This window comes from Nocardioides kongjuensis (assembly GCF_013409625.1).
GTDB lineage: Bacteria > Actinomycetota > Actinomycetes > Propionibacteriales > Nocardioidaceae > Nocardioides > Nocardioides kongjuensis.
Map to the genome: position 1 here is coordinate 3325202 of NZ_JACCBF010000001.1, position 14511 is coordinate 3339712.

The following is a 14511-nucleotide window of genomic DNA, read 5'->3' on the forward strand; positions in this document are numbered from 1 at the left end:
CGAATCACTTGACTTAAGCCAGTTCTGCTGGACCGCTCCCCTCCGCCGAGCTGCGGCAGTCACCTCGTCGAGCCCACCGAGGTGGCAGCTCGAGCGCGGGACCGGGCAGCTCGACGGAGAGGACGGGGAAGCTCAGCGGCTGCCGAGGTTGCGCAGCAGCAGCGCCTCGGCGAGCAGCACCTTCTCGAACTCGGCGAGGTGCAGGCCCTCGTTGGGGCCGTGGGCGCGGGTGTCGGGGTCCTCGACGCCGGTCACCAGCACGGAGGCCTGCGGGAAGGACTCGAGGAACTCCGCGATGAACGGGATCGATCCGCCCACGCCCATGTCGACCGGCGCGGTGCCGTCCCAGGCCTCGGTGAACGCGGCCCGCGCGGCGTCGTACGCCGGACCGGTGACCTCGAGCGCGATCGGCTCGCCGGTGTCGACGACCTCGACGGTGAGCTGGGCGCCCCACGGGACGTGCTGCTCGAGGTGGGCGCGCAGGCAGGCCAGCGCGTTCTCGGAGGTCTCGCCGGGCGCGGTGCGCAGGGCGAGCCGGGCGCGGGCCGACGGGATGAGGGTGTTGGACGAGCCGTCGACCTTGGGCGCGTCGAGGCCGATGACGGACAGGGCGGGACGGGTCCACAGCCGCTCGACCGCCGGGCCGGAGCCGATCCACTCGACGCCCTCGGCGACACCGGACTCGGCACGGAGCCGCTCCTCGGGGTACTCGACGTCGGCGGCGGGCCCGGAGTGCAGGCCGGCGACGGCGATGTTGCCGGCGTCGTCGTGCAGGCTCGCGATCAGGCGGGACAGGGTGATGAGGGCATCGGGGACCAGGCCGCCCCACATGCCCTGGTGGACGGCGTGGCTGAGGGTGCGGACCTCGACGTTGACGCGGACCAGGCCGCGCAGGCTGGTGGTCAGCGCGGGCACGCCGATGTCCCAGTTGCCCGAGTCGGCGATCACGATGACGTCGGAGCGCAGCTCCTCGACGTACTTCTGCAGCAGCTGCGGGAGGGTCGCGCTGGCGACCTCCTCCTCGCCCTCGATGAACAGCCGCACGGTGACGGGCAGGTCGTCGCCGAGCATCCGCAGCGCCGCGACGTGGGTGAGGATGCCGGCCTTGTCGTCGGCGGCACCGCGGCCGTAGAGGCGGCCGTCGCGCTCGGTGGGCTCCCACGGCGGGGAGTCCCACTCGGCGTGGTCGTTCTCGGGCTGCACGTCGTGGTGGGCGTAGAGGAGCACCGTGGGCGCTCCCTCGGGCCCCTTCTTCTCCCCGATGATGGCGGGCGGGGCACCGTCGAACGCGCGCACGATCTGCACGTCGACACCCTCGGCGGCGAACAGGTCGGCAGTCGCCTGGGCGCTCACCTCGACCTGGTCGAGGCGGGCGGGGTCGGCGCTGACGGACTGGATGCGGACGAGGGCCTCGAGGTCCGATCGGACACCCGGGAGGATCTCGGCGAGGCGCGTACGCAGGTCGTTGGTGGAGACTGGTCCGGTCATGCCGGCCAATCTATGGGGCAGGATCGACGCATGGCACCTTCTCGGGCCCTCGGGGCCATGACCGTCGCCGCGACCGCCGTCCTCGCGCTGACCGCGTGCAGCGACGACGACCCCGGACCCGTCCGGGACGCCGGCACACGCGTGCCGGCGGAGCCGGTCCAGGTCCGCCGCGTCCTCGAGCCGTCGACCGCCCCGTGCCCCCCGTCGGTCGCGCAGCCGGCCGCCGACGAGGTGGCCGTCGCCTGCGACCCGGACGGCGCCGCCTACCGGCTCGCTGCGGCGGAGATCGTCGGCGGCGTCGACGACGCGGAAGCGGCCCGGAGCCCGGACGGAACCGGGTGGAGCGTCACGGTCGAGCTCGACGACGCCGCGTCCACCACCTTCGAGGACATCACGCGGGAGCTGGTGGGCACCGAGCAGCAGCTCGCCATCGTCTCGGGCGGGACGATCGTCTCGGCGCCCGTGATCCAGTCGGCGATCACCGACGGCCGGGTGCAGATCACCGGCGACCTCACGCGGGACGAGGCGACGGCGCTGGCCGACGCGCTCGAGGGCTAACCCAGCGGGAGGTACGGCGCCAGGTCGGTCCGCTCCCCGCTCGCCTGCACCCGCACGCCCTCGACGGCGTCGACCCATGCGAGCCGCCCGGTCGCGAGCGCGATCCAGGTGGCGGCGTCGGTCTCGATGAGGGCGGGCGGGGTGCCGCGGGTGTGCCGGACGCCCTCGATCACCTGGACGGCGGCGTACGGCGGCACCCGGACCTCGACCGACCGGCCCGGGGCGAGCGCCTCGAGCAGCGCGAGGTAGTGCTTGGTCAGCAGGCGCAGGTCACCGCGCTCGGCGGCACCGGCGTCGAGGCGGGCGAGGGCGGCGGCGACGTCGGCAGCGGGGGCGGGCTTGAGCCGGGCGGGCATCAGGAGTCCTCGGGGTAGGGCTGGATGAGCTGGAAGACCGACCACGTCTCCCGGCCCTCGCCGGGACCGTGGCCGCGGCCGGTGTCGCGGTACCGCTCGACGACCGCGGCGAGCTCCTCCATCAGCTCCTTCGCCTCGTCGGCGCTCATCAGCACCGACCACTCGGACGCGCTGCGGCCGGGGTTCTCGGTGCCGTCGACGCTCAGGGCCCGCTCGACGAGGTGCTGGCCGTGGGCGACGGCGTTGCGCTGGAAGACGGCGTACGCCGCGCGCCCGCCGGGTCGGGCGAGCACGTCGGCCGTGCGGAACCGGATGCCGTCGGGGTCCACGAGGCGCCAGACCCGGTCGCGGCGGTCGCGCGCGGCGTCGGGGTCCTCCTCGACGAGGCCGTACTTCGCCAGCTGGCGCAGGTGGAAGCTGGCCTGGTTGGCGGGGACGTCGATCAGCCGCGCGATGTCGGCGGCGCGCAGCGAGCCGGCGGCGGACAGCTCGTGGAGCACCCGGTTGCGGGTGGGGTGCGCGATCGCGCGGAGGATCCGCGGGTCGTCGTACATCACCATGGCGCCAGCCTAGCGACATCCGCAGGACTCATTGCGCAATATATGTTGCGCAACATAGGGTGCGGGAATGTCGTCCCACCGTTCGCTGGCGCGCAACCGCGACTTCACCGCGCTGTGGATCGGGGCGACGGTCTCCGAGCTCGGCACCCGGGTCACGACGTTCGCGCTGCCGCTCGTGGCGTACGCGCTCAGCGGGTCGGCGCTGTGGGCGGCGGCCGCCGAGGCGGCGTACCTCGTCGGCATGGTCGCGATGCTGCTGCCGGCCGGCGTGCTCGCCGACCGGCGCCACCGCCGGCGGCTGATGCGCCTCTCCTTCGGCGCCGGCGCCCTCCTGCACGCCTCGCTGGTCGGCGCCGGGCTCGCCGGCCGGCTCACCCTCGCCCACCTGCTGGCGGTCGCCGTCGCCAGCGGCCTGGTCGCCGGGCTGTTCGTCCCGGCGGAGAGCTCCGCGATCCGCACGGTCGTCGACCGCGACGAGCTGCCGACCGCGCTGAGCCAGCAGCAGGCCCGCCAGCACGTCGCGAGCCTGCTCGGAGGGCCGCTCGGCGGTGCGCTGTACGGCGTCGCGCGGTGGGCGCCGTTCGCCGCCGATGCCGTCAGCCACGTGCTCGGCTGGGTCCTGCTCGGCCGGATCCGCACCGACCTCTCCCCCGAAGGCCGGCCGGGCGACCCGGGCCGCCCCCTGCGCGACCTCGGCGAGGGGTTGCGGTTCTTGTGGGCGCACCGGTTCCTGAGGATCGTGCTGTGCTGGTCGCCGGCAGCCAACCTGGCCGTCAACGCGCTCTTCTTCGTCGCGCTGCTGCGCCTGGTCGAGGCCGGCTTCCCCGCCTGGCAGATCGGCCTGGCCGAGACGGCGACCGGCGCGTTCGGCGTCCTGGGCGCGCTCGCCGCCCCGCTGCTCATCGACCGGGTCGCGACCGGGGCGCTCGTGGTGGTCGTCGCGTGGAGCTTCGTCCCGCTCGCCGTACCGCTCGCGCTGTGGAACCACCCGTGGTCGCTCGCCCTGGCCGCGTCGGTCGGCATGTTCCTCAACCCGGCCGGCAACGCGGCGCTGGGCTCCTACCGGCTGGCGATCACGCCGCCCGCGCTGGTCGGCCGGATGCAGGCGACGATGCAGACGGTGTCGATGGCGACCATCCCGGTCGCGCCCGCCCTGGCCGGCGCCCTGCTCACGCTCGTCGGGGGCCGGGACGCGGTGCTCGCGCTGGCCGCGCTGACCGGCGTGGTCGCGCTGGTGCCGACCCTGTCCCGCTCGGTCCGCGCGGTGCCGCGCCCCGCGGAATGGACACCCCTCACCACTCCAGATCGGAGTCCTGCACACGCCGCGTGACCCCGCCCACCACAATGGGGCCCATGCTCCTTCGTCGCAGCTCCACGGCCGTGCTCGGTCTGCTCCTGCTCGCGCCCGGCCTCGCCGCCTGCGGGGGCGAGGCCGGCGGGATCGAGGTCGGCGACGTCGTGCCGGCGGCGAACGACGCCCAGTTCGCCGGGCAGGGGGTCGAGTCCGTGGTGGCGCTGCCGGTCGGCCGCCTGGAGGTCACCGCCGGCAAGCCGGTCACGGAGATCTCGGCTGCGGACACCCGCGACGTCACGAAGGTGCAGGCGCCCGAGGGCAGTGCGTTCGTGCCGATCACCTGGCAGTACGACGCCGCCACCTTCGGTGCGCTCGCCGGCTACCTCTCGACCGACACCGGGCCGGTGGTCGACCTCGTGGCCGACGGGGCGTCGTACCGCATCCCGGCGCCGGAGCTGACCGGTGAGGGCTCGAGCTCGTTCTACGTGCTGGTGTCCGGCAACGGTGCCGACCCGGAGATGGACGTCGACTTCGACGGCGTCACCCAGAGGGTCGACCTGTCCAACGGCGAGGTCGAGGAGGGCCGGGCCGCACCGCTCTACGACATCACCAAGCCCCGCGCCAAGCGCTTCCCGTGCTCACCCGACGTCGCGTTCGACCGCACCACCGTGCGCCCGCCCGACTTCAGCTGCACCGTGACCCGCCCCCTCGACCTGCCGTACGCCGGCGACGCCTGGGCCGCCGACGGCCACACCTGGCGGGTGGTGACCGTGCGCACCAAGCTGGGCCGCTGGACCGAGGTCTCCGACGACCTCACCTCGGGTGCGATCTACTACGCCGACACCGTCCGGGGCAGCTACCGCCTCGGCGACACCGAGGCCGCCCACGTGATCCGGAACCCGGCCAACACCGCGTGCCCGGACGTCGCCGACAACGGCAGCTGCACGACCGAGTTCCAGGTCGTCTTCGACGTCGAGGGCAAGCCCTCCCGGGCCCTGTCGATCGAGCAGCACTTCCCCCTGCGCCTGGCCACCGTCTACGGCGATGCCAAGGCCGAGGACTCCCTGGACGTCACGGTCACGACCTCAGCCACCCTGAGGTGAACCCGGCGCGGGCTGATGCGCTGCGTGATCGACTCACGGTGCCATTTGGCGCTCGCTCCGCTCGCGCATGTCGGGCGCCCTTTTGACGCGTGATCTTCCCTCGCTGCGCTCGCTGACGCTCGCTCCGCTCAGTCCAGATCACGCGGGGCGCCCGACCCAACCCTCTCAGATGATGCGCTGCGCGAAGAGCGCCAAGCTCACCCGAGCGCTGAGGGCAGCGTGGTGGTCCAGGCCTCCCGCAGCTCACCGAGCGGCACCTCGAACTGTCCCTCGACGGCGAGCACGTCGCCACCGGTGGTGCCGAGCTCGGTCATCGGGACGTCGTGGCGGGCGCACAGCGCGCGCAGCTCCTCGAGGTCGCCGGCGTCGACGGTGACGACGGCGCGGGCGGCCGACTCGGCGTACAGGCCGACGAAGGCGTCGCCCTCGAGGCTCACCCGGGCGCCGATGCCGCTGACCATCGCGGCCTCGGCGAGGGCCTGGGCGAGGCCGCCGTCGGAGAGGTCGTGGGCGCTCGTGGCGATGCCGACCAGGTCCTTGAGCAGGCGGGCGAGGTTGCGCTCGGCGCGCAGGTCGACCCGCGGCGGGAGGCCGCCGAGGTGGTCGTGCGCGACCTTGGCCCACTCCGAGCCGGACAGCTCCTCGCGGGTGGTGCCGAGGAGCACGATCCGCTCGTCGGCCGCCTGGAAGGTCGAGGGCGTACGACGACGCACGTCCTCGATCACGCCGAGCACGGCGACCACCGGGGTCGGCAGGATCGCGGTCTCGCCGGTCTGGTTGTAGAGGCTGACGTTGCCGCCGGTGACCGGGATGCCGAGCTCGAGGCAGGCGTCCTTGAGGCCACGGCAGGCCTCGGCGAACTGCCACATCACGGCGGGGTCCTCGGGGGAGCCGAAGTTGAGGCAGTCGGAGACCGCCAGCGGCAGCGCGCCGCCGGTGGCGACGTTGCGGTAGGCCTCGGCCAGCGCGAGCTGTGCGCCGGCGTACGGGTCCAGCTTGGCGAAGCGGCCGTTGCAGTCCGTCGAGATCGAGACGCCGAGGTGGGTCTCCTCGTCGACGCGGACCATGCCGGAGTCGGCCGGCTGCGCGAGGACGGTGTTGCCCTGGACGTAGCGGTCGTACTGGTCGGTGATCCACGACTTGTCGCAGAGGTTGGGGCTGGCGACCAGCTGGAGCAGGGTGGCGCGCAGCTCGTCGCCGGTGGCGGGCCGGGCCAGCTTCTCGGCGCCGTCGGCCTGGAGCGCGTCCTGCCACTCGGGGCGGGCGTACGGGCGTTCGTAGACGGGGCCGTCGTGGGCCACGGTGCGCGGGGGTACGTCGACCACGGTCTCGCCGTGCCAGTCGATGACCAGGCGGCCGGTCTCGGTGACCTCGCCGATGACCGAGGCCTCGACGTCCCACTTGGTGGTGATCGCGAGGAAGGCGGCGATGTCGCCGGGCTCGACGACCGCCATCATCCGCTCCTGGCTCTCGCTCATGAGGATCTCCTCGGGCGAGAGGGTCGAGTCGCGCAGCGGCACCTTGTCGAGGTGGACGTGCATGCCGCCGTCGCCGGCGGAGGCCAGCTCGGAGGTCGCGCAGGACAGGCCCGCGCCACCGAGGTCCTGGATGCCGGCGACCACACCGGCCCGGAACAGCTCGAGGGTGCACTCGATGAGCAGCTTCTCCATGAACGGGTCGCCGACCTGGACGCTGGGGCGCTTGGCCGGGCCGTCGGCGTCGAAGGTCTCGGAGGCGAGCACCGAGACGCCGCCGATGCCGTCGCCGCCGGTGCGTGCGCCGTACAGGACGACGAGGTTGCCCTCGCCCGACGCCTTGGCGAGGTGGAGGTCCTCGTGGCGCAGCACCCCGATGCAGCCCGCGTTGACCAGCGGGTTGCCGAGGTAGGTCTCGTCGAAGACGGCCTCGCCGCCGATGTTGGGCAGGCCCAGGCAGTTGCCGTAGCCGCCGACGCCCGCGACGATTCCGGGCAGCACGCGGTGGGTGTCGTCGGCGTCCAGCGGCCCGAAGCGCAGCGGGTCGACGACCGCGACCGGACGCGCGCCCATCGCGATGATATCGCGGACGATGCCGCCGACGCCGGTCGCGGCACCCTGGTACGGCTCGACGTACGACGGGTGGTTGTGGCTCTCGACCTTGAAGCTGACGGCGTAGCCCTGGCCGATGTCGATGACGCCGGCGTTCTCACCGATGCCCGCGAGCATCGGGCCGATCGGGGTCTCCTGGGGGATCTCGCCGAACTGCTTGAGGTGCACCTTGGAGGACTTGTAGGAGCAGTGCTCGCTCCACATGACCGAGTACATCGCCAGCTCCGCACCCGTGGGGCGCCGGCCGAGGATCTCGCGGATCCGCTCGTACTCGTCGGCCTTCAGGCCGAGCTCGGACCAGGGCTGCTCGCGGTCGGGGTCACCGGCTGCGACGGCCACGGTGTCGAGGGTGGAACGGGCAGGTGCAGAAGCGGTGTCGGCCACGGCCCCAAGGGTATCGGCCGAGCGCCGGATCACCGTTTTCGGCTCAGCCCCGTGGGACGTCGGCGACCTCGGCGGCCGAGGGCAGGTCGAGGTCACCGAGCACCTGGCGAGCCTGGGCCCGGGTGTGGGCGTAGACCGTGACGGAGTACGGCGCCCGCTCGTCGTCGTACCAGACCGCGAGCTTGGTCTCCCAGGTCTGCCCCTCGGCCTTGGTCAGCTCGACCCACGCGGCGGTGAGGTCGTCGCCGACGTCGGTGAGCGGGGTGAGGATCTGGGCGCGGTAGTTGTCGTCCATCGCCTGCCAGGTCGTCCACTGCGTGTAGTGGACCGACGAGGCGTCGTCGTGGCACCAACGGGAGCGGACCCGGACGGGCTTCGGGTCGCTGACCTCCGTGCAGTCACCGGCCTCGGGGAAGGCGGAGACGAGAGGGTCCGGCGCGGCGCCTGCGCGAGCAGCCACCTCCTCGCCCGTCGGCAGGTCGAGGGCATCGAGCGCGTCGAGCACCGCCCGCTCACTGTCCGCGCAGACGGTGACCGAGTACGGCGCCGCGCGGTCGGCGTACCAGACGGCGAGCTTGCGCTGGCAGTGCCCACGGTCGACCTCGGCCAGCTCCACCCAGGCTGCCTTCACGTCGGAGCGGTAGGAGTGGTCCCGCAGCGCCCGCTCCCGGTAGTTGGCGTCCATCGCGTCCCAGCCGCGCCACTGGGCGTAGTACACCGACGACGTGGCGTCGAGGCACCACCGCGCCTGCACCCGCGCCGACTTGGGATCGGGCACCACGTCGCAGTCGGCTGCACGAGGGAACGCCGCGAGCAGCGCGTCGGCCTCCGGCTCGGCGCCCCCGGAGGAGGGGTCGCTCGCGCCCGCCGGCGGAGCCGGGTCGGAACCGTCGAGGGCCCAGGCGATCGCGCCCACCGCCAGGACGAGCGCGGCGACGAGGCCGGCCAGGAGGAGCGGCCGGCGCCTGCGACGGGACTGCTCCCCAGCGCCCGCGCGTGTCCGGGTGGGCGGCCCGGGGTCGACCAGGGTGGGCTCGGTGTCCGGTCCGTCGAGCGGGACGGCGTCGAGCGCGGCGACCAGCTCGGCCGTGGTGCGGAACCGCTCGGCGGGATCCTTCGCCATCGCCACCCGGAGCACCTCGTTGAGTGCCCGGGTCGCCCGTGTCGTCCCCGGGAGCTGCGGGACCGGGCCCTGGAGGTGGCCGAGCAGGACCTGTCCCGTCGCCCCCTCGTACGGCGCCCGCGCGGTGAGGGTCGCCCAGAGCAGGCAGCCGAGGGCGTAGATGTCGGACGCGACGCTCGCCGCGGTGCCCTGGTGCCGCTCGGGCGCCATGTAGCCGGGCGTGCCGATCGCGCCGGTGGTGGCGAGCTGGTCGAGGTCCGGGACCGCCGCGATGCCGAAGTCGCACAGGACCGGGCGCAACCCGCCGTCGGGGCGGTGCGCGACGAGCACGTTGGACGGCTTGATGTCGCGGTGCAGGATCCCGGCCTCGTGGGCGGCGCCGAGCCCGAGCGCCAGGTCGCGGACGATCGAGACGGCATCCGGCGCAGGCAGCGCGCCCCGGCGGCGGAGCAGCTCGTTGAGGTCGCCGTCGCGGACCAGCTCGGTCGCGATGAACAGCGCGCCGTCCTCCTCGCCGGCGTCGAAGACCCGCACGACGTACGGCGAGTCCAGCCGCGCCAGCGCCTTCGCCTCCCTCAGGAACCGGGTCCGGTAGCCGATGTCGTCGGCGAGGTGCGGCGCGAGCACCTTGAGCGCGACCGGCCGGTCCAGGTCGCGGTGGACGGCGGCCAGCACGACGCCCATCCCGCCCCGGCCGAGGTACCCGGTCACGTCGTACCGACCGAACGAGTCTCCCGGTTGCAGCGGCACTCCACCACCGTAGGGGAATTACAGATCTGTAGTTCACCCCGAGGCCTGTTACTCCTGTGATTGCTGTGGTTATCGTGACTCGGTCTTTACCCACCAGACCCCTCTTCCCCTGGAGTCCGAGATGCCTTCCCGGCCCGTCCGACCGCCCTCCCGCCGCTTCCACCTCCCCCTGCTGGGCACCGGAACCGGCGTCCTGATCGTCCTGCTCGCTCTGGTCCTCGCCCCGCTGGGCGGCACGCCGGCAGCCCGCACCGACGCGCCGGTGGACCTGGCCGCCAAGTCGACCAACCCGCCGACGCCGGGCGCCTTCACCGGCTACGGCTTCGACCAGTGCGAGACCCAGTCGCAGGCCAAGATGGATGCCTGGCTGGCGCACTCGCCGTTCCGGGCGGTCGGCGTCTACATCTCCGGGGCGTCGCGGTTCTGCAAGACGCAGAAGAACCTGACCCCGACCTGGGTGTCGACCCAGCTGGCCCAGGGCTGGCAGATCCTGGCGATCACGCTCGGCCCGCAGTCGAGCTGCGTCGGACGGTTCCCGCGGTACGGCGCCGCCATCGACCCGACCATCGTCAACGACCCCACGAACGCGTACGCCGCCGCGCGCGCCCAGGGCTCCGCGGAGGCGGACAGCGCCGTCGCCGCGGCGACCGCGCTCGGCATCGTCCCGGGCAGCACGCTCTGGTACGACCTCGAGGGCTGGAGCCTGAGCAAGGCCAACGCGGGGTGCACCGAGCCGGCCCTGGCCTTCCTCAGCGCCTGGACCGCGCGGGTGCGCCAGCTCGGCTACGTCTCGGGCGTCTACTCGAGCGCCGGGTCCGGCATCAAGATCCTCGAGAACGCCCGCGTGCAGGGTCGCGCGGACGTCGTGCTGCCCGACCGGATCTGGATCGCCCGCTGGGACAACGTCGCGAACACCTCGACCAGCTACATCGCCGAGGACGGCTGGCGCCCGAGCAGCCGGGTGAAGCAGTACCAGGGCGGCCACAACGAGACCTGGGGTGGCGTGACCATCAACATCGACCGCAACTGGCTCGAGCTCGGCGAGGTCGTCGGATACGGCTGCGGCGGCGTCAAGACCAGCCTGAAGTCCTACAAGAAGGTCGCACCGCGCAAGGCCAAGCCGCGCCAGGTCCGCGCCCTGAAGTGCCTGCTGCAGCAGAAGGGCATGTACCCCGGGAAGATGTCGGGGAAGTACAACAAGAACCTCCGCGCCGGCATCCACGCCTGGCAGGGCCAGGCCGGGCAGAAGGTCAAGGACGCCTGGACGAAGAAGAACTGGGCGTCCCTGCTCGGGGGGTGAGGCCCTCGCCGCCGAAGCCGACCTGCGGGTCGAGACCGGTCCGCATCCGCCAGCCGAGGAGAGCGATCCCGAGGCCGGTGCGGTGGTCGGGCTCGTCGAGGGAGACGCCGAGCAGCCGCTCGATCCGGGCGAGCCGGTCGTAGAGCGACTGCCGGCGGATCCCCAGCAGCTCGGCGGTGCGGGCCTTGGACAGCGAGCAGGAGAGGTACGCGTCGAGCGTCCGCAGCAGCTCGCTGCGGTGCTCGCGGTCGTGGTCGACCAGCGGCCCGACCTGCTCGCGCACGAACGCCCGCATCACCGCGGGGTCGACCGCCGAGGTGACCAGCCGGTGCGCGGCGACGTCGCGCTCCATGACGACGCCGTCGCGACGGCCGTAGCGCCGGGCGGTGCGCAGCACCTGCCGGGCGCGACCGACGGCGGCAGCGAGGTCGCCGGCGTCGGCGACCGGGGTGGTCGCAGCGAGAAGCACCCGCCCGGGCAGTCGGGCTGCGAGCCGGTCGCGCGCGGCCTCCAGCTCGTCGCGGACCTGCGCCGGCACCGGCCGGCGTCCCCCGCGGTGCACGACCACCACATGGCCGCCGCTGATCCCGACCAGCACGGCCGGGTCGCCCCGCTCCTCCTCGTGGAACGCCGCCTCCGTGGCCGCGACCGCGTCGCTCAGCGGTACGGCGGCGTCCACCTCCACCGCGGCCACGACCAGGTGGCGTCCCTCCTGGGGCGGCCAGCCCAGCGCGGCCAGCCGGTGCAGCACGTCGGCCCGGGACACCACCGCCCCGGCGACCAGGTCGGAGACCAGCGACTGCGCCGGACCGGGCCGGTGCCCGGCGCCGCTCCCCCGGCCCACCTCGAGCGCGACGGCGTGCGCGGCGACCTCCGCCAGCCGCAGCCGGTCAGGGCTCTCCTCCCCGAGCAGGCGCAGGGTGCCGACCGGGCCCGACGGCCCGCGGACCGGGGTCGAGGCGCCCGCGTCCGCGGACACCGACGCGATCCGGCTGCGCTCCACCGTCTGGCCGTCGGGGTCGCGCAGCTCGACGGCGCAGCCCGCGAGCCGCGACACCTCGTCGAGCAGGGCGCGCAGCCCGCGGCCCTCGATCACGACCTGGGTCAGTGCCCGCCAGCCCGCGTCCCCGGCGTCCCCGCCCGAGGCGACCCGGCGTCGCACGAGCAGCTCGTGGAAGTCCTCGACCATCCGCTCGAAGGGCACCATCGTCGGGAACGTCAGCAGGGCGAGGTCGCGTCGCCGGGCGGCCGCGAGGATCGGCTCGGGCACGGCGAAGAAGGTGCGGCCGAGCTCGAGCGCCAGGGCCGCGACCCCGGCGTCGGCGAGCTGGTCGACGTACGCCGCGAGGTGGTCGGCCGTGCGGCCGTGGAGGCCCAGGCCCGTGGTCAGCAGCACCTCGCCACCCGCGAGCAGGGCGCCCATCTCGAAGACCTCCGAGGAGTGCACCCACCGCACCTGGACCCGCTCGACGTCGCCGTGGACCACCTCGGTGTTGGCAGCCCGGAACGACGGGAGGGCCAGAACCTCGGCGAGAGTTGCCCCCATCAGGACGTTCCGTCCGCACAATGAGCCCTCATGCCAGACAGTATGTCCCTTGTCGGCCCCCGGCGCCTCTGGTGGTGTGAGCCCCGACACACCGTCCCCACCCGACGCGGAGGCACCCCATGAGCACCGACGACGACTGCAGGTTCCTCGACCTGGCGATCGAGCAGGCCCGGATCGGCTGGGAGGAGGGCGGCATCCCGATCGGCGCCGCGCTCGTCCACGAGGGCGAGGTGCTCGCCGTCGGCCGCAACCGCCGGGTCCAGCTCGGCTCGGCGATCCGGCACGGCGAGACCGACTGCATCGAGAACGCGGGCCGGCTCCCGGCCAAGGTCTACCGGGCGAGCACCCTCTACACGACCCTGTCGCCCTGCTTCATGTGCGCCGGCACCTCGGTGCTCTACGACATCCCGCGGATCGTGGTCGGCGAGAACAGGAGCTTCCAGGCCTCGGAGGAGTGGCTGCGCTCGCGCGGCGTCGTCGTCGACGTGCTCGACGACCCGACCTGCCTGGACCTGATGGCCACGATGATGCGGGAGAAGCCCGACCTGTGGGCCGAGGACATCGGGGAGGAGGCATGACCCTGTCCGACAACACGCTGCAGCCCGGCGCCGAGACCGCTCAGGCCGTCGTCGACCCCGACTACCCGGTCACCCCGGTCCCCGCCCACGCCCGCAAGTCGTTCCTGTCCCTGGCGGTGGTGCTGCTCGGGTTCACCGTCTTCACCCCGACCATGCTGGCCGGCGCGCAGCTCGGCTCGGCGTTCGCGCTCGGCGAGCTCATCCGGGTGATCCTGCTCGGCTCGCTCGTCCTCGGGACCTACGTCGCCCTGCTCGGCTGGATCGGCGCCAACACCGGCCTGACCACCGTCGTGATGGCCCGCTACGTGCTCGGGCACCGCGGCAGCAAGCTCGGCTCGATCCTGCTCGGCGGCACCCAGATCGGCTGGTACGGCGTCGTCATCGGCACCATCGGCGACCTCACCGCGCAGGCGTTCTCGTGGGAGTCCGACCTCGCCAAGGCCGCCGTCATGGTCGTGACCAGCGTGCTCATGTGCCTGACCGCCTGCTACGGCTACCGCGGCATGTACTGGGTCTCCGCGATCTCCACGCCGCTCATCCTGGTCCTCGCGTTCTGGGTGCTGTTCCGCTCCCTCGACGAGGTCGGCGGCTGGTCCGGGCTGGCCGACGTGCAGCCCAACGGGTCGATGACGATGGCGGTCGCGGTCACCACCGTCGTGGGCACCTTCGTCTCGGCCGGCACCCAGGCACCGAACTGGACCCGGTTCGCCCGGTCCGGCAGCCAGGCGCTGGTCGCCTGCGTGATCGGCTTCCTGATCGGCAACGGGCTGATGATCTTCTTCGGCGCGACCGGTGCGATGACCTTCGGCCAGGGCGACTTCGTGCTCGTCCTCTACGACCTCGGCCTGGTCACCTGGGGCCTGGTGCTGCTGTTCGGCAACCTGTGGAAGTCGAACGCCGACACGGCGTACGCCTTCGGCGTCGCCGGTGCCGAGCTCTTCGAGAAGCCGTCGAAGACGCCGTTCGTGGTCGGCGGCTCGGTCATCGGCACCGTGCTCGCCCTGGTCGGCGTGCAGAACCACCTGGTCGACTACCTGGTCCTGCTGGGCGTCTTCATCCCGCCGCTCGGCGGCGTCGTGATCGGCGACTACTTCGCCCGCTGGCGCCGCGGCGGGATGCCCGAGGGCGAGCGGCTGCCCGCCCTCAACGTCCCCAACCTCGCGGTCTACGCGCTCGCCAGCGGCATCGCGTGGATCGCCAAGGAGACCGAGTTCGGTGTGCCACCTGTCATCGGCGTCGTGCTGGCCGCGTGCGGCTCGTACGCCGTCGGGCGCGCCGGGCTCAACCGCCGGCTCGGCTGAGCCGGCACCCGCACCCCATGCGAACCGGTCGTGAAACTCCTGAATCCGCGACCGAGACGCATGGGGTGCGGCGGCATGCCCCC

12 protein-coding genes are annotated in these 14511 nt (G+C 73.2%); 6 read left to right on the plus strand and 6 right to left on the minus strand.

The genetic code is table 11. From position 1 onward, the window contains the following. Positions 1-132 precede the first annotated feature (132 nt). Positions 133-1488: a dipeptidase gene (locus BJ958_RS16035; protein WP_179727933.1), complete on the minus strand. Its 1356-nt coding sequence runs from the start codon at positions 1486-1488 to the stop codon at positions 133-135. Positions 1489-1518: 30 nt separating this feature from the next. Between BJ958_RS16035 and BJ958_RS16040 the strand changes: the two genes are divergently transcribed. Then, positions 1519-2046, plus strand: a complete 528-nt coding sequence (locus tag BJ958_RS16040) for a SecDF P1 head subdomain-containing protein (RefSeq protein WP_179727934.1) — start codon at positions 1519-1521, stop codon at positions 2044-2046. Here BJ958_RS16040 and BJ958_RS16045 read toward each other — a convergent pair. Together BJ958_RS16045 and BJ958_RS16050 are read right to left on the minus strand one after the other, a co-directional pair. Next, the gene (locus BJ958_RS16045) at positions 2043-2402 is read right to left on the minus strand and encodes a sterol carrier family protein (protein WP_179727935.1); all 360 of its coding nucleotides are present in this window, start codon (positions 2400-2402) and stop codon (positions 2043-2045) included. The two genes, BJ958_RS16040 and BJ958_RS16045, sit on opposite strands and share 4 nt — an antisense overlap. Then, positions 2402-2962: a winged helix-turn-helix domain-containing protein gene (locus tag BJ958_RS16050; protein ID WP_179727936.1), complete on the minus strand. Its 561-nt coding sequence runs from the start codon at positions 2960-2962 to the stop codon at positions 2402-2404. The genes BJ958_RS16045 and BJ958_RS16050 overlap by 1 nt, the downstream gene beginning before the upstream one ends. Before the next feature lie 67 nt (positions 2963-3029). Here BJ958_RS16050 and BJ958_RS16055 point away from each other — a divergent pair, with 67 nt between their 5' ends. Both BJ958_RS16055 and BJ958_RS16060 read left to right on the plus strand, forming a co-directional pair. Beyond that, complete coding sequence (locus BJ958_RS16055; protein ID WP_179727937.1) at positions 3030-4292, plus strand: MFS transporter; 1263 nt, start codon at positions 3030-3032, stop codon at positions 4290-4292. Between the two features lie 23 nt (positions 4293-4315). Then, positions 4316-5359 (plus strand): hypothetical protein, encoded by a 1044-nt coding sequence (locus BJ958_RS16060; protein ID WP_179727938.1) that lies wholly within the window; start codon positions 4316-4318, stop codon positions 5357-5359. Between the two features lie 197 nt (positions 5360-5556). Here the strand turns inward: BJ958_RS16060 and purL are convergent, their stop codons facing one another. Further along, complete coding sequence (gene purL, locus BJ958_RS16065; protein ID WP_179727939.1) at positions 5557-7830, minus strand: phosphoribosylformylglycinamidine synthase subunit PurL; 2274 nt, start codon at positions 7828-7830, stop codon at positions 5557-5559. A 43-nt stretch (positions 7831-7873) separates the two neighbouring features. Beyond that, positions 7874-9703 (minus strand): protein kinase domain-containing protein, encoded by a 1830-nt coding sequence (locus BJ958_RS16070; RefSeq protein ID WP_179727940.1) that lies wholly within the window; start codon positions 9701-9703, stop codon positions 7874-7876. Between the two features lie 121 nt (positions 9704-9824). Between BJ958_RS16070 and BJ958_RS16075 the strand changes: the two genes are divergently transcribed. Then, positions 9825-11003, plus strand: a complete 1179-nt coding sequence (locus BJ958_RS16075; protein WP_179727941.1) for a glycoside hydrolase domain-containing protein — start codon at positions 9825-9827, stop codon at positions 11001-11003. Here BJ958_RS16075 and BJ958_RS16080 read toward each other — a convergent pair. After that, positions 10954-12549: a PucR family transcriptional regulator gene (locus BJ958_RS16080; protein WP_179727942.1), complete on the minus strand. Its 1596-nt coding sequence runs from the start codon at positions 12547-12549 to the stop codon at positions 10954-10956. The two genes, BJ958_RS16075 and BJ958_RS16080, sit on opposite strands and share 50 nt — an antisense overlap. 119 nt (positions 12550-12668) lie before the next feature. On the opposite strand from BJ958_RS16080, the gene BJ958_RS16085 reads away from it, so the two are divergent. After that, positions 12669-13127 carry a nucleoside deaminase gene (locus tag BJ958_RS16085; RefSeq protein ID WP_179727943.1) on the plus strand — a complete coding sequence of 153 codons (459 nt, stop codon included), beginning with the start codon at positions 12669-12671 and terminating at the stop codon, positions 13125-13127. Further along, the gene (gene codB / locus BJ958_RS16090) at positions 13124-14428 is read left to right on the plus strand and encodes a cytosine permease (protein ID WP_179727944.1); all 1305 of its coding nucleotides are present in this window, start codon (positions 13124-13126) and stop codon (positions 14426-14428) included. Before BJ958_RS16085 ends, codB begins: the two co-directional genes overlap by 4 nt. Positions 14429-14511 lie beyond the last annotated feature (83 nt).

Bases quoted from the DNA above. Each gene is read 5' to 3' on its own strand.
- BJ958_RS16035 (WP_179727933.1), bottom strand. From the start codon at position 1,488: ATGACCGGACCAGTCTCCACCAACGACCTGCGTACGCGCCTCGCCGAG.
- BJ958_RS16085 (WP_179727943.1), top strand. From the start codon at position 12,669: ATGAGCACCGACGACGACTGCAGGTTCCTCGACCTGGCGATCGAGCAG.
- BJ958_RS16050 (WP_179727936.1), bottom strand. From the start codon at position 2,962: ATGGTGATGTACGACGACCCGCGGATCCTCCGCGCGATCGCGCACCCC.
- codB (WP_179727944.1), top strand. From the start codon at position 13,124: ATGACCCTGTCCGACAACACGCTGCAGCCCGGCGCCGAGACCGCTCAG.
- BJ958_RS16040 (WP_179727934.1), top strand. From the start codon at position 1,519: ATGGCACCTTCTCGGGCCCTCGGGGCCATGACCGTCGCCGCGACCGCC.
- BJ958_RS16080 (WP_179727942.1), bottom strand. From the start codon at position 12,549: ATGGGGGCAACTCTCGCCGAGGTTCTGGCCCTCCCGTCGTTCCGGGCT.
- BJ958_RS16055 (WP_179727937.1), top strand. From the start codon at position 3,030: ATGTCGTCCCACCGTTCGCTGGCGCGCAACCGCGACTTCACCGCGCTG.
- BJ958_RS16045 (WP_179727935.1), bottom strand. From the start codon at position 2,402: ATGCCCGCCCGGCTCAAGCCCGCCCCCGCTGCCGACGTCGCCGCCGCC.
- BJ958_RS16075 (WP_179727941.1), top strand. From the start codon at position 9,825: ATGCCTTCCCGGCCCGTCCGACCGCCCTCCCGCCGCTTCCACCTCCCC.
- BJ958_RS16060 (WP_179727938.1), top strand. From the start codon at position 4,316: ATGCTCCTTCGTCGCAGCTCCACGGCCGTGCTCGGTCTGCTCCTGCTC.